Source organism: Empedobacter sp. EJD.6dd, from assembly GCF_057369435.1.
Genome location: NZ_CM170667.1, coordinates 581562 through 599730 on the forward strand (window position 1 = coordinate 581562; position 18169 = coordinate 599730).

Annotated in this window: 25 protein-coding genes; 10 read left to right on the plus strand and 15 right to left on the minus strand. The window is 29.8% G+C overall.

Annotated features, from left to right (window positions below; all coding sequences use genetic code 11):
- Window positions 1–111 precede the first annotated feature (111 nt).
- The 8 genes from AC2I98_RS02680 (at window position 112) to AC2I98_RS02715 (ending at window position 5233) form a co-directional block, all read left to right on the plus strand.
- Entirely contained in the window at window positions 112–366 is a 255-nt protein-coding gene (locus AC2I98_RS02680; protein WP_486413092.1) for a hypothetical protein, read from the plus strand.
- Complete coding sequence (locus AC2I98_RS02685; protein ID WP_486413093.1) at window positions 335–781, plus strand: hypothetical protein; 447 nt, start codon at window positions 335–337, stop codon at window positions 779–781. The genes AC2I98_RS02680 and AC2I98_RS02685 overlap by 32 nt, the downstream gene beginning before the upstream one ends.
- Window positions 782–1146: 365 nt before the next feature.
- On the plus strand, window positions 1147–1851 hold the full coding sequence (locus AC2I98_RS02690) for a phosphoadenylyl-sulfate reductase (protein WP_486413094.1): 705 nt from the start codon (window positions 1147–1149) through the stop codon (window positions 1849–1851).
- Between the two features lie 83 nt (window positions 1852–1934).
- Window positions 1935–2495, plus strand: coding sequence for a Crp/Fnr family transcriptional regulator (locus AC2I98_RS02695; protein ID WP_486413095.1), 561 nt, complete (start codon window positions 1935–1937; stop codon window positions 2493–2495).
- A gap of 73 nt (window positions 2496–2568) precedes the next feature.
- A complete protein-coding gene (locus AC2I98_RS02700) occupies window positions 2569–2895 on the plus strand; it encodes a DMT family transporter (RefSeq protein WP_486413096.1) in 327 nt (108 codons plus the stop codon).
- On the plus strand, window positions 2895–3413 hold the full coding sequence (locus AC2I98_RS02705; RefSeq protein ID WP_486413097.1) for a GNAT family N-acetyltransferase: 519 nt from the start codon (window positions 2895–2897) through the stop codon (window positions 3411–3413). Before AC2I98_RS02700 ends, AC2I98_RS02705 begins: the two co-directional genes overlap by 1 nt.
- 80 nt (window positions 3414–3493) lie before the next feature.
- On the plus strand, window positions 3494–3817 hold the full coding sequence (locus AC2I98_RS02710; RefSeq protein ID WP_486413098.1) for a DUF493 family protein: 324 nt from the start codon (window positions 3494–3496) through the stop codon (window positions 3815–3817).
- Window positions 3818–4030: 213 nt separating this feature from the next.
- A complete protein-coding gene (locus tag AC2I98_RS02715; RefSeq protein WP_486413099.1) occupies window positions 4031–5233 on the plus strand; it encodes an IS256 family transposase in 1203 nt (400 codons plus the stop codon).
- Between the two features lie 19 nt (window positions 5234–5252).
- Here the strand turns inward: AC2I98_RS02715 and AC2I98_RS02720 are convergent, their stop codons facing one another.
- The 7 genes from AC2I98_RS02720 to AC2I98_RS02750 form a co-directional block, all read right to left on the minus strand.
- The gene (locus AC2I98_RS02720) at window positions 5253–5816 is read right to left on the minus strand and encodes an isocitrate lyase/phosphoenolpyruvate mutase family protein (protein WP_486414053.1); all 564 of its coding nucleotides are present in this window, start codon (window positions 5814–5816) and stop codon (window positions 5253–5255) included.
- Between the two features lie 45 nt (window positions 5817–5861).
- Window positions 5862–6365, minus strand: coding sequence for a 3'-5' exonuclease (locus AC2I98_RS02725; protein WP_486413100.1), 504 nt, complete (start codon window positions 6363–6365; stop codon window positions 5862–5864).
- Window positions 6366–6368: 3 nt separating this feature from the next.
- Window positions 6369–7283, minus strand: coding sequence for a tRNA (adenosine(37)-N6)-dimethylallyltransferase MiaA (gene miaA, locus AC2I98_RS02730; protein ID WP_486413101.1), 915 nt, complete (start codon window positions 7281–7283; stop codon window positions 6369–6371).
- A 96-nt stretch (window positions 7284–7379) separates the two neighbouring features.
- Window positions 7380–7841, minus strand: a complete 462-nt coding sequence (locus tag AC2I98_RS02735) for a MaoC family dehydratase (protein ID WP_486413102.1) — start codon at window positions 7839–7841, stop codon at window positions 7380–7382.
- A 164-nt stretch (window positions 7842–8005) separates the two neighbouring features.
- Entirely contained in the window at window positions 8006–8359 is a 354-nt protein-coding gene (locus AC2I98_RS02740) for a YkvA family protein (RefSeq protein WP_486413103.1), read from the minus strand.
- A gap of 98 nt (window positions 8360–8457) precedes the next feature.
- On the minus strand, window positions 8458–9099 hold the full coding sequence (locus AC2I98_RS02745; protein WP_486413104.1) for a peptidylprolyl isomerase: 642 nt from the start codon (window positions 9097–9099) through the stop codon (window positions 8458–8460).
- A gap of 61 nt (window positions 9100–9160) precedes the next feature.
- The gene (locus AC2I98_RS02750; RefSeq protein ID WP_486413105.1) at window positions 9161–9376 is read right to left on the minus strand and encodes a hypothetical protein; all 216 of its coding nucleotides are present in this window, start codon (window positions 9374–9376) and stop codon (window positions 9161–9163) included.
- Between the two features lie 186 nt (window positions 9377–9562).
- Here AC2I98_RS02750 and AC2I98_RS02755 point away from each other — a divergent pair, with 186 nt between their 5' ends.
- Window positions 9563–9889, plus strand: a complete 327-nt coding sequence (locus AC2I98_RS02755; RefSeq protein ID WP_486413106.1) for a translation initiation factor — start codon at window positions 9563–9565, stop codon at window positions 9887–9889.
- Between the two features lie 65 nt (window positions 9890–9954).
- The gene (locus tag AC2I98_RS02760; RefSeq protein WP_486413107.1) at window positions 9955–10827 is read left to right on the plus strand and encodes a nucleoside phosphorylase; all 873 of its coding nucleotides are present in this window, start codon (window positions 9955–9957) and stop codon (window positions 10825–10827) included.
- Between the two features lie 71 nt (window positions 10828–10898).
- Here AC2I98_RS02760 and recN read toward each other — a convergent pair whose 3' ends face one another.
- From recN to AC2I98_RS02800, 8 genes are all read right to left on the minus strand, one after another.
- On the minus strand, window positions 10899–12557 hold the full coding sequence (gene recN / locus AC2I98_RS02765; RefSeq protein ID WP_486413108.1) for a DNA repair protein RecN: 1659 nt from the start codon (window positions 12555–12557) through the stop codon (window positions 10899–10901).
- Entirely contained in the window at window positions 12558–13466 is a 909-nt protein-coding gene (porD, locus tag AC2I98_RS02770; protein WP_486413109.1) for a type IX secretion system protein PorD, read from the minus strand. It abuts the gene before it with no gap.
- 7 nt (window positions 13467–13473) lie between these two features.
- Window positions 13474–14673, minus strand: coding sequence for a bifunctional phosphopantothenoylcysteine decarboxylase/phosphopantothenate--cysteine ligase CoaBC (gene coaBC / locus AC2I98_RS02775; protein ID WP_486413110.1), 1200 nt, complete (start codon window positions 14671–14673; stop codon window positions 13474–13476).
- A complete protein-coding gene (locus AC2I98_RS02780) occupies window positions 14673–14996 on the minus strand; it encodes a DNA-directed RNA polymerase subunit omega (protein WP_019973784.1) in 324 nt (107 codons plus the stop codon). Before AC2I98_RS02780 ends, coaBC begins: the two co-directional genes overlap by 1 nt.
- Window positions 14997–15023: 27 nt before the next feature.
- Window positions 15024–15905: an outer membrane protein assembly factor BamD gene (locus AC2I98_RS02785; RefSeq protein WP_486413111.1), complete on the minus strand. Its 882-nt coding sequence runs from the start codon at window positions 15903–15905 to the stop codon at window positions 15024–15026.
- A gap of 81 nt (window positions 15906–15986) precedes the next feature.
- On the minus strand, window positions 15987–16493 hold the full coding sequence (locus tag AC2I98_RS02790; protein ID WP_486413112.1) for a ferritin: 507 nt from the start codon (window positions 16491–16493) through the stop codon (window positions 15987–15989).
- A gap of 13 nt (window positions 16494–16506) precedes the next feature.
- A complete protein-coding gene (gene dapA, locus AC2I98_RS02795) occupies window positions 16507–17385 on the minus strand; it encodes a 4-hydroxy-tetrahydrodipicolinate synthase (protein ID WP_486413113.1) in 879 nt (292 codons plus the stop codon).
- A gap of 225 nt (window positions 17386–17610) precedes the next feature.
- The gene (locus tag AC2I98_RS02800) at window positions 17611–18078 is read right to left on the minus strand and encodes a hypothetical protein (RefSeq protein WP_486413114.1); all 468 of its coding nucleotides are present in this window, start codon (window positions 18076–18078) and stop codon (window positions 17611–17613) included.
- Between the last annotated feature and the right edge of the window lie 91 nt (window positions 18079–18169).

Genomic DNA, 18169 nt, shown 5'->3' on the forward strand with positions numbered 1-18169 from the left:
TTACTGAACAAAGATAATCACTTGTATTTATTCGAACAATTTTTAAAATAATTCGGATTGATTTATATTTAGGAATATTTATTGCAAGGTTTATTGAAAAAATAATCAACTATGAACAATTTATTAGAGGTTTTAGACACAAAATCAAAAGGATTCGAAAATACAGTTTCTATCATTACTACTGGAGCAGCAGCAGGAATTGCTATTTCGAAAGCTATTAATAAGAACGAAAAAATTGGAGCTGTTGTTGGCGTTGGAGTAGGGCTGTTGGTTTATGCGATGTTTAGTCCAGAAAACAAATTGAAAAAAGAAAATAAAAAATTAGAAAAACAAATTGAAAAAATTGAATCCAAATTTGAAAAATAATCTGTTTTTATACCTAAGTATTTTGACCTTTTTGGTGAGTTTAGCCTTGCCTGTGCATTGGGATTTAGATATTTTTTCTAATTATTTTAATACCAACAATCAAGAATATTTTGGTTATGTTTATGCGTATCTTGGTTGGATGACATTTCCTTATCTTGATTTTTTTTGTTGGATAGCTAATTTTACCTTGTTATTTTCTTGGATATTTTATCGTAAAAGAGTGAGTTTATATTTAAGTTTGCTATCAACAATTTTGATGTCATTTTATGGATTAAATCATATTACTCGTTTAGATATTCTAGAAATTCATGAATATGATTTACCACTTTTTGGCTATTGGATTTGGTTTCTTTCTTCCATTTTCATGCTAATTTATCATTATAAACAATATAAATTAAGAAGTCAAACTTTATAAGGTTTGACTTTTTCGTTTTACGAATATGATAATTTACTCTCGGAGCAATTTAGATACATTGTAATTATTAAGTTTTTAAATTTAATTTTACTTAAAATTGGTACATATTTTTAATAATAATGATAATTTCAATGTGTGAAAAACCTGTTTTATACCCATTTTCAGGTCCTTTTTTAAGTAAATTGAGGATTTGATAATTGATTTACGAAAACTATTAAATAATTCGTAATTTTTAGTAAAATAATTTATTGATAAAAAATAGAATTAACTCTATAAAATAAGTAGATATAAATTTGTTTTGTATGTTCAATTTAATATATTTGTGCATTGAATCTCTATAATAACCATAGAGATTGTATTTTGAAATGAATCAACTAAAAAATATATTAGATCAGGTTTTAAATGAATCAACTTTAGACAAAAAACTTAAGTTTTTAAATGATTATGTAGATCAAAAAATTGTTTTTTCAACAAGTTTCGGTTTTGAAGACCAAGTAATAGCACATGCTATTTTTAGTCAGAATTTAGATAACATTGAAGTTTTTACACTTGATACAGGTCGAGTTTTTCAAGAAACCTATAACACTTGGAATAAGACAGAGCTAAAATATAAAAAGAAAATAAAACCATATTATCCTCCAACAGCAGAACTAGAGTCTTTGGTTGGAGAAAATGGAATAAATCCTTTTTATGATTCTGTCGATTTAAGAAAAAAATGTTGTCATATAAGAAAGGTAATTCCTCTAAATCGTGCCTTAAAAAATGTAGATATTTGGATAACTGGTCTTCGGGCGGAGCAATCTAATAATCGACATGAAATGAAGGAAATAGAATTTGATACAGAAAGACAACTTTTTAAATTTAATCCATTGATTGAATTTACCACAGATGATTGTTTTGAATATCTTAAAAAAAATAGAGTACCCTACAATCCGCTTCATGACAAGGGTTATATAAGCATTGGTTGTTCACCATGTACGCGTGCGATAAGTGAAGGAGAAGATTTTCGTGCAGGTCGCTGGTGGTGGGAAGATAATAGTAAAAGAGAATGTGGTCTACATGCAAAGTAGGTTTCATGTGTTAATTTAATTTCAAGACTCAACCTTTATCTTTAGGTTGAGTTTTTTGTTTATTTTTACCTACAATTTTTAATATGGAAATAGAACAAATCCTTAATCAAATCTCAATACTTTCACCAACGTCTTTACAAAAAATGATTGATAAAACACAGTTAATCGAATTGTCTAAAAGCAATATTGTATTGAGTGCTGATAAAATTGAAAGAAAGGTTTATTTTATTAAAAAAGGAATTGTTCGTGCTTTTACAATAGACGATGGAAAAGAAATAACATTTTGGTTTGGAAAAGAAGGTGATTTAATTTTATCAATGAAAAGCTATGTTGAAAATAAATTGGGTTACGAAACAATTGAAACAATTGAAGATTGTGAACTTTTCGAAATTAATATGACGGATTTACAAGATTTATATTCAACAAATTTAGAAATCGCGAATTGGGGTAGAAAATTAGCTGAAATTGAACTTATTAAAACCGAAGAACGTTTTATATCCAGACAATTAGGAACGGCTATTGATCGTTACAAGAAATTATTAGAAGAAACTCCAAGTCTAATAAACCGTGTTCAATTAGGTTATATTGCTTCATATTTAGGAATTTCTCAAGTAACTTTAAGTCGAATTCGCGCCGAAATTTAAATCAATTATTTTTTAACATTTGTAAAAAAATACTCTCTTTTTCTGATTCATCTTTGCATAAAATATAAACGATATGAATTGGATATTATTGATTTTAGGTGGATTATTTGAAATCGGATTTACTTCATCTTTAGGAAAAGCTAAAGAAACATCAGGAACAGAAATGTATATTTGGTATAGCGCATTTGCTGTTTGTTTAGTAGCTAGTATGGTCTTATTGATTAAAGCAACACAAACATTACCTTTGGGAACAGCTTATGCAGTTTGGACTGGAATTGGTGCTGTTGGTACAGTTTTAATTGGAATTTTAGTATTCAAAGAGCCAGCAAACTTTTGGAGAGTTTTCTTTATTTTTACATTAATCAGCTCTATTGTTGGATTAAAATTTGTTTCAAATTAATGATAGCTATTAATATTATAAAAGTAGAGTTAAAAGATGTATTAAAACTACAAGAAATTGCAACGATTACTTTTAAAGAAACATTTTCTTCATCTAACTCACAAGAAGATATGCGAAATTATTTAGCAAAAAGTTTTTCACAGAATCAGTTAATGAAAGAATTAGAAAGTGAAAATTCTTTGTTCTATTTTGCAAAAATTGAACACAAAATTGTAGGTTATTTGAAGTTAAATTTTGCTCAGGGACAGACAGAAATAAATGATATGAATTCGTTAGAAATTGAACGGATTTATGTTTTAAATTCTTTTAAAGGAAATAAAATTGGTCAAACACTTTTCGAAAAAACTGTTTTTATTGCGAAAGAAATGAATTTTACATCTATTTGGTTGGGAGTTTGGGAGAAAAATACATCAGCTATCAATTTCTACTTAAAAAATGGTTTTGAAAAATTTGATCAACATATTTTTAAACTAGGAAATGATGAACAAATAGACTGGATGATGAAACTAAAATTGTGACAAATTGTCTTAATTTTACAGAGTTTTCTCAATAAAGTAAAGTGGTATTGTTTTTGACTTGTATCACGTAAATTAAAATTATGAATAATAGAGACTATACTTTCGAAGAAATACCAGATAGCTCACATAACGAGCAAGATTTTTATGCAAAATTTAGAGAAAGATTAGATGATGTACAAAAGTTTCCAGCTGATTACTTATTCAAATTTATTTATCCTTCGAGTGAGGAAACAATGAAAAAAATAAAAGATGTCTTTGCTGGTACAAATGCTCAATATGAGTATAAAGCATCAAAAAATAGAAAATATACTTCAATTTCTATTAATCTTTATATAATTGATGCTGATACAGTAATCAATTATTATAAAGAAGTTGCAAAAATAGAAGGCGTAATTATGTTATAGTAAAAGGTTGCAAATTGCAACCTTTTATATTTTTAGAAAAGAGTAGGGGAGTTATAAAAGTTTCGTAAAATCTTTCGTTTCCAATAATTCTTTAAAAAAGGTAGTATCACACAAACTGTGTAAGAAGAAAAGTTATTCTGAAAAATTATGAGCCTTACAGCTCAAATAATTTTTCGGAGATAACTTTTTATTATTTTTAAACGTTACATAGTTATGATCGACAAAGAAGATTTATTAAACAGTAAGGATTTTTACAAGTCCTTTAAGAATGGAGAGGATTTAACATCCTTCTTCAAGGAGCTGCACAAGAAAGCAGTTGAACATATATTGGATGCTGAACTAGATAGTCATCTAGACAATGAAAAACATGCCAGAAGTAAAGATGGAAATTATCGAAACGGACATGACTCCAAGAAAATAAAATCCGCTTTTGGTGAATCAGAAATTAAGGTTCCTCGTGATAGACAAGGTAGTTTTGAACCTGCTTTAGTTCCCAAAAGACACAATATTATCGATGGTTTAGAAAATATTATTATTTCATTTTATGCCAAAGGAATGAGTGTTTCGGACATCGAAGAACAGATCAAAGAAATGTACGATTTTGATATTTCAACATCAACAATATCACGAATTACTAACGCTGTTGCTAGTGAAGTTGTTGCTTGGCAAAACCGACCGTTAGACGATTTATACTTGATTGTTTGGATGGATGGAATTGTTTTTAAAGTTCGAGAAAATTCAAAAGTCATCAATAAAACCATTTATTTAGCCGTTGGTTTAAACCGAGAGGGAAGAAAAGAAGTGTTAGGCATGTGGCTTGGAAAGAATGAGAGTTCCAGTTTTTGGATGAGTGTTTTGACCGATTTAAAAGCTCGTGGTGTTGAAGATATTCTCATTACAGCAACCGATAATTTGAACGGATTTACCCAGACTATTCGCTCTGTTTTTCCAGAATCGCAAACTCAAATTTGTGTAGTTCATCAGATTAGAAACGCTTGCAAATATGTGGTTTGGAAAGACAGAAAAGAGTTTTCTGCCGATATGAAACACATTTATACAGCACCCAACAAAGACGCCGCAAAAGCTGCTTTGGACGATTTTGCAACAAAATGGGAAAGTAAATATTTGTACGCCATTCAATCCTGGAGAAATAATTGGGATGAATTAACCGTATTTTTTGAATTTCCGCTAGAAATCCGTAAAATCATTTACACCACTAATTTAATTGAAAATCTAAACGGAAAAATTAGAAAATACACTAAAAATAAAATGTCATTTCCTACCGATGATGCTGTCTTAAAGTCTGTTTATCTGGCACTCAAAGAGTCCACTAAAAAATGGACTATGCCAATCCATAATTGGGGAATTGTTTTAAACCAATTTATGCTTATTTTTGAAAATAGGCTCAGATTATAAAATCTAAGCCCTAACTTTTCTACTTACACACTTGATGGGATAGTGTCTTAAAAAAGTTATTCGTAAATTCAGTTACTTTATGATGTACTTTATTTCCACTCGAAATACGATGAACACCTAGTTCACTGATTGTTTTATAAGAACTTAGTTTTGGAGTGACAAAAATATTAAGTGGTAAACCAACCTCATTTATTACTTTTTCTATATCAGATTTCTCTTCAATCAGTGGGACAAAAATTCCATCAGCACCAGCTTCTTTATATAATTTTCCTCTTTTTACCGTTTCATTTAATACCGCATTTACTTTTGTAGTATATGTATCAATTCGGGCATTGATAAAAATATCTTTATTTTTTGATTTTAAATATTCTTTGATTGATTTTATCTTTTTCTCTAAAATATTATCGTCAGATAATTTTCGTTTTTCATCATCTGTATTCCTATCTTCTAAATTAATTCCGACAACTCCAACATCTTCTAAAATTTCATCAAGCCATTTTATTAGATCATTTACAAATGATTGTAAGTATTTACAAGTGTTTGAAAACGTTTGTAAATAAATAAAATATTTATAAACAGGTATTTAAATAAAATAATTACATAAAGACTTCTAATTAAAATAGATATTTTACTTTAATAAATATAATTGAGCACAAACTTTAGCATCAGATAATGCTTCGTGATGATTAAGTTGAAGATTAAATTTTTGAGCACAATCTGATAATTTTGTTGGAACTATACCTTTTTGTTTAAAGATTCGATAAGTACATTCCCAACGATCAGATAAATTAAGTTGAGCGTAATTTAAATCGTAAAATTCCATGGTGTTTTTTAAAACTGAACGATCAAAAGCTTCATTATGTGCAACAACAATTTGGTTTTGTAAACGATGTTTTATTTCAAAATAAACATCATCAAAGGTAGGAGCATCAATTGTATCTTCTGGACGAATACCATGCACTAAAATGTTGTGATAATTGTATTGATTATGAGGTGGTTGAATAAGTGTATAATATTCATCTGTAATCACATTATCAGTTACAGTTACAGTTACAGTTACAATTCCGACTGCACAAGCAGAATTTCTATAGTTGTTAGCGGTTTCGAAATCAATGGCAACAAAATTTTGCATACGTTATAATTTAGTAGTGATAAAATTGATTATATTTTCTTGCTCTAATGGTGAAAACCAATTGACTTTTTCATCCTTTTTAAACCAAGTCATTTGACGCTTTGCAAAACGTCTTGTGTTCTTTTTGATTTCTTCTATAGCAAAATCTAATGTAGTTTTTTCTTCAAAAAAATCAAATAATTCTCGATAACCAACAGTTTGTAAAGCATTTAATTCTTTCAAAGGAAATAATGATTTAGCTTCATTTAATAAACCATCGTTCATCATAATATCAACTCTTCGGTTTATGCGGTCATACATTTCTTCACGAGGAAGTTCTAAACCAATTTTTATTATGTTAAATGGACGTTTGCTTAAATCTTGATTTCTGAAATGAGAGAAAGGAAAACTTGAAGATCTGTATATTTCTAAAGCTCGTATTACCCGTTGTTTATTAAAAATATCAACTTCTTCATAATAAATAGGATCGACTATTTGTAATTCTTCTTGCAATTTTTCGATTCCAAATTCTAAAAATTCTTGATTTAAATTTTCACGAATTGCAGGATCTACATCAGGAAATTCATCAAAACCAACTGAAATTGCTTTTTCATACAAACCAGATCCGCCAACCATTACACAAATATTATTTGTTTTGAAATAATTATCTAAAAAACTCAATCCATCACGTTCGAAATCACCAACCGAATATTTTTCATGAATAGAAATATTTTGAATAAAATGATGTTGTATTTGTGCTAATTCTTCATCAGAAGGAACCGCTGTTCCAATTTTCATTTCTTTGAAAAATTGTCTACTGTCACAAGAAATAATTTCGGATTGAAAATATTTTGCCACTTCTATTGCTAAACTCGTTTTACCAATTGCAGTTGGTCCAACAATAGAAATTAAGGTTTTATTATTTTGAATTTTTTGCATATTTTATGAAATCGCGTGCAAGATACTTCGATATTTTATGAAAAGAAAAAGCTTCTATTAGAAAATAGAAGCTTTGTAAATTATATGGCTAAATGATTAGTCGTTGAAATGGTATAAGAAAACAACATCCGCTGTATAAGCAGGTTTTGGATTATCTTTAATTTCTAAATTAGCTTCAATCACTACTTTTGCAATTCCTCTTAAGTTTGTAATTGATTTCAATTTTGCTGTTAATCTCACTTCACTATCAACTAAAACAGCTTGTCCGAATCTTAAACTTTCAATTCCGTAATTAATTAACATCTTGATATTACGAACTTCTGCAATTTGATCCCATAAATGAGGAATTAAAGAAAGCGTTAAATATCCATGTGCAATTGTTTTTTTGAATGGTCCTTCGTTAGCCGCTTTTTCTGGATCTGTGTGAATCCATTGATGATCTATTGTAGCATCAGCAAAACGATTAATTTGTTCTTGATTTATTGTATGCCAATCTGATTTTCCGATTTCTTTTCCTTCAAAAGCTTTGTACTCATCGAAATTATTGATAATTACCATTATTCGGGTGTTTTAGTTTTTAGTATTGTTATTGCTCAAATCTAATAAATAATCGGCAGATAATAAACTTTATTTATACTTAATCTGACAGTTTGAGGGAATGATAAATAAAAAAATCCGACTGAGTAACTCAATCGGATTTTGGATACGTATTTAATTTATTGTTAATCAATAATTTTTGCATCTTCAATATCGGCATAGGCATTTTGGCTATCTTTCCATGCAAGATATTTTAGAACTTCTTTATTAAAATATTTCATTCCAAAAAGTAAAATACCAAAGTCATCAATCAAACCAAATGGTCCGAAAAGCGCTTCAGGAATGATATCAATTGGCGAAATAATGTACAAAGTTGCTACAAATCCAAGAAACAAGTTCATATTGTCAGGTTTATAACTTCCATTTTTGTAATCACCTAACATTTTGAAAAATGCTTTTACTTTTTCTAAAAAAGATTTGTCTTTTTGAGCTGCCATTGCAGCTGCTCCCGCGACTTTAAAGAATTTTGATTTTTTCATTTCACAAAATATATTTTTAAAACGTATTAGGTATTACAAAGTACATGCCAAAACAATTTAATTGCTTATCTGTCACCTGAAAACTTTTTGTTATAAGATTATTTTTTCTTCTTCTGTTTTATAATTTTAGCATTCAATATTCTATCAAGGTTTGGATATCTTTCTCTCATCAATTTTGTACTGTTAAAAATTTCCTCATCATTCATAGTTTGTCCTGCATAACCATCGTATAAACTTTCTACGACATTCATTCCATTGACAACTTTTCCAAAACTTGGAAAACCTACCACATCATTTGAATTGATAGTATCCAAACGATGATTATCTTTAAGATTAATAAATAAATCCAGGTCTCTTGTATTTTTTCCAGCGCGTGCGAAACTCAAAGCGCCTTTAAAATTTCCTGCCACAACAGGTTCATCTTCTACGATAAACTTTTTCCATTGATTAGAAACAATTGTATCTGTATTACCAAATTGTGCAACGAAATTAGGAACAACGCGATAAAAAGTTCCATCTTTGAAAAAATTGTATTTAACTAATTGATAAAAGCGATCAACAGCTTTTGGCGATAATTTTCGTTCAACTTCGATATCTATATTCCCTTTTGTTGTCTCAAATCGAGCGACAAAATTCTCTGGAGCTTGTTTAGTTGTCCATTTTTTATGAAAAACAGTTTTAGAGGACGAACAAGCTGAAAGAGTGATAAGCGTGCAGAATGCTAAAGTAATTTTTTTCATGTATTAATTTTGTGATTTAAACTTAAACAAAAAACGACACTTAGGTATAAGTGTCGTTTCATTATTTTTGTAATTCTTGCTCAATTTTAAAAAACCATTCCGTTTTTTGATTATAAACTTCCGCTTCCGCAAGCATATAGTGCGCTTCTTTAGTCTCTTCGTATTTTACACGATCCATTGTTTCAGGATTGAAAGGTGGTAATGGTTCTACTTCTGCACTAAATGTTTTGGTATGACCTTTATATGTAAATGTTTTGGTGATAATTTCTTTTTCCATCGTCTTTTAATCTTTGGTAAAAATACAAATTTTGTAAAGGAGAATTCGCTTTCGGAATAATTTAATTTATTAATCATAATTTTTCACTTTATATGAATGATTAAAATAATTCTAATGAACATTATTAATTGAAATGATTTAGGCAATATTTTGTAATTTTGAACCATATTAGAATTTGAAATTAAAATGGATTTACACGACCAATTAAAAAATTTATTTCCTGACCATGTGTCAGAACCAGAAGAAAATCAAGAGGTTGAAAATGAATTGTGGATGCAAGATGATCCATTAATTTGTAAATACGAAAAACGTAAAGGAAAACCAACAACTGTCATCGAAGGATATACTGGCGCTGATGAAGATTTTAAGCAATTAGCAAAAGAAATCAAGGTATTTTTGGGTGTAGGAGGAAGCTTTAAAGATGATTCTATTATTATTCAAGGAGATTATCGTGATAAAATTATGACTTTCTTGAAAGATAAAGGATTTAAAGTGAAAAGAGTAGGTGGTTAATAATTTATTTACCATTTTTACAGATAAAGATTGTATATTGTTCCCTTATTTTTAATTATAAAATCATGAGTAAAGCAGCATCAGAATTAGTTTTAAATGCAGACGGAAGCATTTACCATTGTAATATAAAGCCTGAACATTTAGCAGACACAATTATAACTGTAGGTGATCCTAATCGTGTAGAAAAAGTTTCGAAACACTTTGATACGATAGAACATACAGCTTCTAAAAGAGAAATTGTAACACATACAGGAACGCTAAACGGAAAACGTTTAACAGTCATTTCTACGGGAATGGGAACAGATAATATTGACATTGTTTTCTCTGAATTGGATGCTTTGGCAAATATTGATTTAGAAACTGGAGAAATAAAAAAAGATTTCAGAAAATTATCATTTATTCGTTTAGGAACTTCTGGAGCTTTGCAGGCAGATATTCCTGTTGATAGTTATGTACTTAGTTCTCACGGATTAGGTTTAGACGGACTTTTACACTATTATGTTGAAAGCGAAGCTGTGATGAATAAAGAGATTGAAGATGCTTTTATTAAACATGTGGATTGGTCAGCAAATAAATCTCGTCCATATTTCGTAGAAGCTTCTAAAAGTTTATTGGATAAATTAGTTTCTGAACAAACAATTCAAGGAATAACAGCAACGGCATGTGGTTTTTATGGACCCCAAGGGCGCCATTTGAGATTGCAACCAAATCCAGCTGATATCAACGAACGATTAACTTCTTTCAACTATGATGGATTAAGAATTTCTAACTTCGAGATGGAAACTTCTGCAATCTACGGTTTAGCAGCAATGATGGGACACGAAGCATTATCAGTAAATGCAATTGTTGCAAACAGAATTTTAGGAGAATTTAGTGCAGATTCTTACAAAATAGTTGATGCAATGATTGAATATTCTTTGGATAAATTAACAAAGTAATATCATTTAAATTATAAAAGTAAAAAGCTCGAGAATTTTCTCGAGCTTTTTACTTTTATGATAAAATGTATTTAATTCAAATTCATTAATTCTTTTGCTTGATTAATTGCTGCATCTGTTAATTCTGAACCAGAAATCATTTGTGCAATTTCTTCTAAGCGTTGTTGTTGTGTAAGTTCAATAACATTTGTTTTTGTGGTTTCTTCAATCACTTCTTTGTAAACTTTTAACTGATAATTCCCTTTCGAAGCGACTTGTGGTAAATGCGTAATCACTAAAAGTTGCATATTCTCTGCCATAGATTGCATCACTTTTCCAGTTTCGTTTGCTACTTTTCCAGAAATTCCTGTATCAATTTCATCTAAAATTAATGTAGGTAAATGTTGATGCGTTGCCAATAATTTTTTGATGGCTAACATCAATCTTGAACGTTCTCCACCAGAAACTGATTTTTCGAACACACGAGGTTCCATTCCTTTGTTAGCCGAAAATAAAAATAATACTTCATCTTTTCCAGTTAGCGTAAAATCTGAGGTTTCGTTTAATTGAATTGTCAATTGCGAGTTTTCCATTCCCAATTGAGATAAAGTGTTTAGTATATTTTTTCGAATAATTTCAATCGAAGAAATTCTATTTTTTCGGATTTTTACCGATTTTTTGTCAAGTTTTTCTGAAATAGAATTTAATTCTTTAGTTAAGTGAATAATTAAATCACTTAAATTGTCAAAACCAGAAGTTTGACTTTCTAATTCTTCACGTTTAGTAATTAATTCTGAGACCGTTGTTACATTATGTTTTCTTAATAATTTATGAATCAAATCGTAACGATCTGTGATTTCTTGTAAACGTTCAGGATTAATTTCGGTAGATTCTATCAAATGACTCATTTCACCAGAAATATCTTGTAATTCAATTTTAGAAGATATTAATCTATCATAAATAGAATTATACTGCGCATTATAATCTGAAATTTTATTCAATTTATTACTCGCTTCATTCAATTGGGAGATAATTCCCATTTCTGGATGCTCAAGGAATTGATAAGTTTCATTCAATGTAGAAATAATTTCTTCTACATTTGATAACGATTTTATCTCGATTTCTAATTCTTCAAGTTCATCATTTTTAAGAGAAGCATTGTTTAATTCCTCCCATAAATGCAACTTATACTCTAAATCTTGTGATTGATTTTCGAGTGAGTTTTGTGCGTCTTTTATTTTTTTCTTAGTTGAAATGTATTGATTAAAATCCTTTTTGTAATCTTTTAAAAGCTCTTTGTTTTCTCCGTAAATATCTAACATCGATAATTGAAAATCAGCTTCAAAAATTTTTGGTGTATTAAACTGAGAATGAATATCAATTAATAATTCGGATAATTCTTGTAAAATAGAGACTTTTACAGGTGTGTCATTGATAAAAGCACGGGATTTTCCAGAAGGTAATAATTCTCTTCGAAGAATAGATTCGTCTTCATAATCTAAATCATATTCTTCAAAAAAGTCATTCAATTCTAGGTCTTTGATATAAAAAACTGCCTCGATAATACATTTTTCTTCAGCATTTTTCAATGCTTTCAAATCAGCACGTTCACCCAAAACTAACTTCAAAGCTCCTAAAAGAATAGATTTACCAGCTCCAGTTTCACCTGTTATAGTAGTCATTCCTTGATGAAAATCAATTTCTAATTGATCGATAATTGCAAAATTATTAACGCGAAGTGTTCTTAACATTTACTTTTTCATTTTATTCCAATATGTATCGTTGTACTTTGGAGCGATAGAATTTAAAATTTCTTTTAACTTTTCAATATTCACTGATGAAGTCTGTCCTCCAGTAAATATCTGACTAATTTCGCTATTTTTTGCTGTTAAGAAAAGTTCTAATGGATAAAATTGAGAAAAATTTCCTCTTTGATAAAATTCTAATTGCAACAATGTATTTCCAATTGCATTTTTACCTCTTAATTCATTTTCTGCCATAATATCCAAACCATTTCTGTGGTATTGATAATTGATATTACGCAGTGTTGAATTATCTGATTTTAGAATATTGTTAATTAAAGAAGTACGAGATTTTAAACCATCCATTTCACTCCAACCAGTAAAATTATTATTTGCTTGTGCAAAATCTGAAATCTTCTTAGCTGTTTTAAAATATTCAGTTCCGCCTTCTTTTGTAAAGGTGTCTGCATCATAGCCTAAAACTAAATAAACGTAATATGTAATAACATCTGTTAAGTTTTTTCCACTAAATTTTCGATCATTGAAGATTAATTCTTCAAATTCCTGGTACTGAAACGTAAAATTATCATCCGATAAATTAAGAACAGGTGTATAATAAGTTGAATTGAACACTGGTCGACGAGATTGTACTAAAATAGAACCTTTTAGTCGATTTCCTTCTCGTTCTTTTATGTTAATTACGAAACTAGCTTCAATTCTTTCGTATGTTTTTAAACGATCATTTGTCCATTTGGTTGAATTAATAAACGTTGTCAATGATTTTTCTAAGGTTTGGTACATTTGTGTATTTGAACCTTGAACCATTGAATAATCAACTTTTACATCAGCAATCAGATTCTGAGAAAGAGCTGATACCGCTAAACATGTCGAAAAGAAAATTGAGGCTAATTTCTTCATTATATTGTTATAATTTATTTAAAATAACATTCAAGATATCTTCTGCAACTTCTGCTTTTGACTTCGCTTCAAATTGTTGCATCGATAAATCTTTGTCAATAATTGTAATTTTATTTGTATTCTTCTGAAAACCAGCTTCTTTGTCTTGCATCGAATTTAGAACAATAAAATCAAGATTCTTTTTGGCTAATTTTTTCTTTGCATACTCTTCTTCATTGTTTGTTTCTAATGCAAAACCAACCAATAATTGATGTGTTTTGATTTCCCCTAACGATTTTAGAATATCAGGATTTTTCACCAATTCGATGATTAAATTATCATCGTTTTCTTTCTTAATTTTTTGTTCAGCCATTTCTTTTGGACGATAATCTGCAACAGCAGCAGACATTACAACTACATCAGCGTCAGCAAAATTATCGTGCATTGCATCGTACATATTACGAGCAGAAACAACATCAATTCGTTCGATAGGATAACCTACAACAGATTCGTGACTTGGCCCGCTAACCAAAGTAACTTTCGCTCCTAAGTTGGCAGCAGCTTTTGCAATCTCAAATCCCATTTTTCCTGAAGAATAATTACCTATAAAACGAACAGGATCTATGTTTTCGTATGTAGGACCAGCAGAAACAACTACTTTTTTTCCAAAGAGTGGAAGAGTAGTTTCTATTGAACTTTCTAAAAACGAGATAATGTTTTCAGGCTCAGCCATTCTACCTTCACCAACTAATCCACTTGCTAATTCGCCAGCTTCTGCAGGAATACAAATATTTCCGTAAGACTCTAATTTCGAAATATTTTCTAAAGTTGAAGGATGTTTGTACATATCCAGATCCATTGCAGGTGCAAAATAAACTGGACATTTTGCAGAAAGATAAGTAGCTAAAACTAAATTATCACAAGTTCCGTCTGCCATATGAGAAAGTGTATTCGCTGTACAAGGTGCAATAATCATATAATCAGCCCAAAGTGCATATTCAACATGATTATTCCAATCGCCTTTATCGCCGAAGAATTCCCATTCAACTGGATTTTTAGAAAGTGTTGAAAGTGTAAGAGGAGTTACAAAATTATGTGCTTCAGGAGTCATGATAACTTTTACTTCTGCACCTTTTTTGATAAGTCCTCTAACAAGAAAAGCGGCTTTGTAGGCCGCTATTCCGGCAGAAACTGCCAAAAGAATTTTTTTACTATGTAAAACAGACATTATTTATCCTCATTTGGATTTCTGTAATATACGTCGTTGTCTAACCATTCCTTAACCGCAATAGAAGTCGGTTTTGGTAATCTTTCGTAGAATTTTGAAACTTCGATTTGCTCTCTATTTTCAAAAACTTCTTCTAAAGAATCTGTGTGTGCAGCAAATTCATCCAATTTCTGAATTAATTCAGTTTTCATTTCTTGGTTGATTTGTTCTGCTCTTTTACCCATAATTACAATCGATTCGTATAAGTTTCCTGTTTTCTCATCGATTTTATTACGATCATAAGTTTGTGTTGTTGGTGCTGCACCGATATCCTTGAAATTCATAATGAAAGAATTTTATATATTTTACTATTATTTATTATTTTGCTCTTTGTTTAATTCAGCTTGTTCAGCTTCAAACTTTTTTCTTGACTCATCTAAGGTTGCCAACTGTTTTTTAGTTTCAACTAAATCTTTGTCAACTTTTTCCATTAACTTATCAGCCTCTGACTTAAATTTAGTTTGAGGATAATATCTAGTTAATAAAAGATATTGCGTTCTAGCATCTTGCAAACGTAAATCTTTGTTCTCTAAGCGAGAAAAATTTAACGCTAATTCTGCTTTAGAACGTAATGAATACATCATTGCTTCTTCACGAAATTTAGAATCTGGGTATTCATCAATCATATTATCAAATGATACACCAGCAGCTTTATATTTCATAGTTTTAAAATAAACTTTTGAAATTTCGAAAGATTTTAATTCTAATTTCTGTCTAAGCTCTGTAATATAATTGTTTGCATCTGCTACCTGATCAGATTCTGGATACGCATTGATAAATCCTTGCAATTCGCTGATTGCTGTATAGGTACTTGTTTGGTCCAAATCATATTTTGGTGAATCTTTGTAATAAGAAAACGCTGATTTGAATAAAGCTTCTTCAGCACGACTATCCATTGGATATGCACCTGCAAAACTTTTAAACTGATGTCCTGCCAAACGGAAACTTTTCTCATTAAAATTTCCTTGTGCCATATTGTAAGCAATATCAGCCGCTTTTTCTGTCCCTACAAAAGATGTTGATATTTTTTCATATAACTCGTTTGCTAAGTCATATTTACCATCTTGATATAACTGAGTAGCTAATGTAAAGATCTCATCTTTATCTGTACTTTTCATCGCTTTGTTGTAGGTCTTGTTACAAGACACTAAAGTAGCGCCAATTAAAACTAGTAAGCTTAGTTTTTTAAACATTCTGCAAATTTAATAAAATTTGAGGACTAAAGTATAAAAAATTATTTTCTTATCCTCTTAATAAAATCTCAAAGTTTTGATTTATTCCGCTGTTGCGTCTACATTTAATGTAACTATATCACGATCAAACAGATATAAACCACCTTTATCAGAACCGATCATTTCTAACTTATCTAATATATTTCTTGCTAATTTTTCTTCTTCAATTTGCTCAGAAACATACCATTGTAAGAAATTGTGTGTTGCATAATCTCTTTGTTCTAATGTAAGTCCAACAATTTCGTTAATAGACTCAGAAACAAAACATTCATGCTTTAAAATAGCTGTAAAAATATCTTTTAAAGTCGAAAAATCTTGTTTTGGCTCCTCAATTTGTGGAACAAATGCTTTTCCGCCTCTTTCGTTAATAAATTTAATTAATTTTAACATATGCATGCGTTCTTCGTCAGCATGTGAGTATAAAAAGTTTGCTGTACCTTCTAAACCTTTCACTTCTGCCCATGAAGCCATTGCTAAATATAATTGAGAAGAATCTCCTTCTAGTTTTATTTGTTTGTTAAGCGCGTCTAATATTGTATCTTTTATCATAGCTTTATTTTTATTAGATGTTAGATAATAATTGGTTAATTTTTGTTGTCAAGTTTGCAGATGCAGGAACTAAAGGTAATCTTGTAAAAGGTTTACAAACACCTTTGTTGTCTAATACAGCTTTTATTCCACATGGATTTCCTTCTTCGAAAATTGCACGTGTAATTTCGACAACTTTGTAATGAGCATCATAAGAAGCGTCTACTTCTTTGTTTAAAGCTTTTCGAATCATATCTGTAAATAATACTGGAACACCTTGTCCAATTACAGAAATAACTCCAGATCCTCCAGCTAACGTCATTGGTAAAGCAAATTCGTCATCACCAGAAATGATATGAAAGTCTTCGCGCGTATTTTTACGAATAATATCAGTTGATTGTAAAAAGTCTGGAGAAGCTTCTTTGATTGCAACAATATTTTCGAATTCATTAGCTAAACGAATAGTTGTATCTACAGCAATATTAGATCCAGTTCTACCAGGGACGTTATACAAAATAATTTTAGCATCTGTACTTTCTGCTATTGCTTTATAATGCTGATAAATACCTTCTTGATTTGGCTTATTGTAATATGGAGATACTGTTAATATAGCAATATAATCACTTAAATCTGTTTCTTGGTATTCTTTAATTACTTCAGCCGTGTTGTTTCCTCCAATTCCCAATACCATCGGAACACGATTAGCATTTGCCTTTTTTATTGTTTCAATTACTTGTTTCTTTTCATCTTTTGTAAGTGTTGCAGCTTCCGCTGTAGTTCCTAAAATAACTAAATACTCAACACCACCATCGATACTGTAGTTAACTAATTTTTCTAAAGCAGCATAATCTACCGTACCATCTTGTTGAAAAGGCGTAACCAAAGCAACTCCTGTCCCAATTAATTGTTTCATCTTTTATAAATGTTATTAAATCTATTACTAAGTAAAATTCGGAATTATATCTTGAATAAGCAAACGATAGTATTAATCTATAATTGGTCTTAGATAAAATTCAAAATCTTTCAAAAATAACGATTAATTTAAAGGAATAAAATTAAATTAAGCCAATATTTTATGATTTTACTTATAAAAAAAGCCACTCAAAACGAGTGGCTCATATTATTTTCTAACTTTAGATTAGTTAAATGTATATTTAAATCCTAAAGAAAAACGACCAGCTTCGAAGTTTGATTCGTTAGTTAAATTCCACCAAGGTTTCCAATCGAAATGGAAAGCTAAAGGAGCAGACGGAATTTTATATTCTAAACCTGCTTGCGGACGAATCGCAACATAAGTCTTATCTTCATATTTCCCTCCATCAACAAAAGTTAATTGAGGTCCAACTCCTACATACCATCCTAATCCGTTAGTACCAGAAAATGGTTTATTATATGTATAATCAGCACCTAAAACAGTAGCATGATCTCCAAACATTACTTGTATGTTACCAGCATTTTTACCATCAAACGAGTGTTTAAATTGTGGACCAACAAGCGTTTCTCCATCTCCTAAATCTACAACAACACCTAAAGCATTTTTATAGTTTTGAGCATTTACTTGAGAAATTCCTAATGCCATTACAGCAACTAATAATACTTTTTTCATTTTATAAATTTTTCAGTTCTAATTTTGTTATGCCAAGAATTTTACAAAAAGCATGCAAATGTTACGCTAATGTTAATTTTTAACATTTGAA

Coding starts and splice junctions, on each gene's coding strand:
- AC2I98_RS02680 (WP_486413092.1), top strand. CDS start 112: ATGAACAATTTATTAGAGGTTTTAGACACAAAATCAAAAGGATTCGAA.
- AC2I98_RS02690 (WP_486413094.1), top strand. CDS start 1,147: ATGAATCAACTAAAAAATATATTAGATCAGGTTTTAAATGAATCAACT.
- AC2I98_RS02695 (WP_486413095.1), top strand. CDS start 1,935: ATGGAAATAGAACAAATCCTTAATCAAATCTCAATACTTTCACCAACG.
- AC2I98_RS02700 (WP_486413096.1), top strand. CDS start 2,569: ATGAATTGGATATTATTGATTTTAGGTGGATTATTTGAAATCGGATTT.
- AC2I98_RS02705 (WP_486413097.1), top strand. CDS start 2,895: ATGATAGCTATTAATATTATAAAAGTAGAGTTAAAAGATGTATTAAAA.
- AC2I98_RS02710 (WP_486413098.1), top strand. CDS start 3,494: ATGAATAATAGAGACTATACTTTCGAAGAAATACCAGATAGCTCACAT.
- AC2I98_RS02715 (WP_486413099.1), top strand. CDS start 4,031: ATGATCGACAAAGAAGATTTATTAAACAGTAAGGATTTTTACAAGTCC.
- AC2I98_RS02725 (WP_486413100.1), bottom strand. CDS start 6,365: ATGCAAAATTTTGTTGCCATTGATTTCGAAACCGCTAACAACTATAGA.
- miaA (WP_486413101.1), bottom strand. CDS start 7,283: ATGCAAAAAATTCAAAATAATAAAACCTTAATTTCTATTGTTGGACCA.
- AC2I98_RS02735 (WP_486413102.1), bottom strand. CDS start 7,841: ATGGTAATTATCAATAATTTCGATGAGTACAAAGCTTTTGAAGGAAAA.
- AC2I98_RS02740 (WP_486413103.1), bottom strand. CDS start 8,359: ATGAAAAAATCAAAATTCTTTAAAGTCGCGGGAGCAGCTGCAATGGCA.
- AC2I98_RS02745 (WP_486413104.1), bottom strand. CDS start 9,099: ATGAAAAAAATTACTTTAGCATTCTGCACGCTTATCACTCTTTCAGCT.
- AC2I98_RS02750 (WP_486413105.1), bottom strand. CDS start 9,376: ATGGAAAAAGAAATTATCACCAAAACATTTACATATAAAGGTCATACC.
- AC2I98_RS02755 (WP_486413106.1), top strand. CDS start 9,563: ATGGATTTACACGACCAATTAAAAAATTTATTTCCTGACCATGTGTCA.
- AC2I98_RS02760 (WP_486413107.1), top strand. CDS start 9,955: ATGAGTAAAGCAGCATCAGAATTAGTTTTAAATGCAGACGGAAGCATT.
- recN (WP_486413108.1), bottom strand. CDS start 12,557: ATGTTAAGAACACTTCGCGTTAATAATTTTGCAATTATCGATCAATTA.
- porD (WP_486413109.1), bottom strand. CDS start 13,466: ATGAAGAAATTAGCCTCAATTTTCTTTTCGACATGTTTAGCGGTATCA.
- coaBC (WP_486413110.1), bottom strand. CDS start 14,673: ATGTCTGTTTTACATAGTAAAAAAATTCTTTTGGCAGTTTCTGCCGGA.
- AC2I98_RS02780 (WP_019973784.1), bottom strand. CDS start 14,996: ATGAATTTCAAGGATATCGGTGCAGCACCAACAACACAAACTTATGAT.
- AC2I98_RS02785 (WP_486413111.1), bottom strand. CDS start 15,905: ATGTTTAAAAAACTAAGCTTACTAGTTTTAATTGGCGCTACTTTAGTG.
- AC2I98_RS02790 (WP_486413112.1), bottom strand. CDS start 16,493: ATGATAAAAGATACAATATTAGACGCGCTTAACAAACAAATAAAACTA.
- dapA (WP_486413113.1), bottom strand. CDS start 17,385: ATGAAACAATTAATTGGGACAGGAGTTGCTTTGGTTACGCCTTTTCAA.
- AC2I98_RS02800 (WP_486413114.1), bottom strand. CDS start 18,078: ATGAAAAAAGTATTATTAGTTGCTGTAATGGCATTAGGAATTTCTCAA.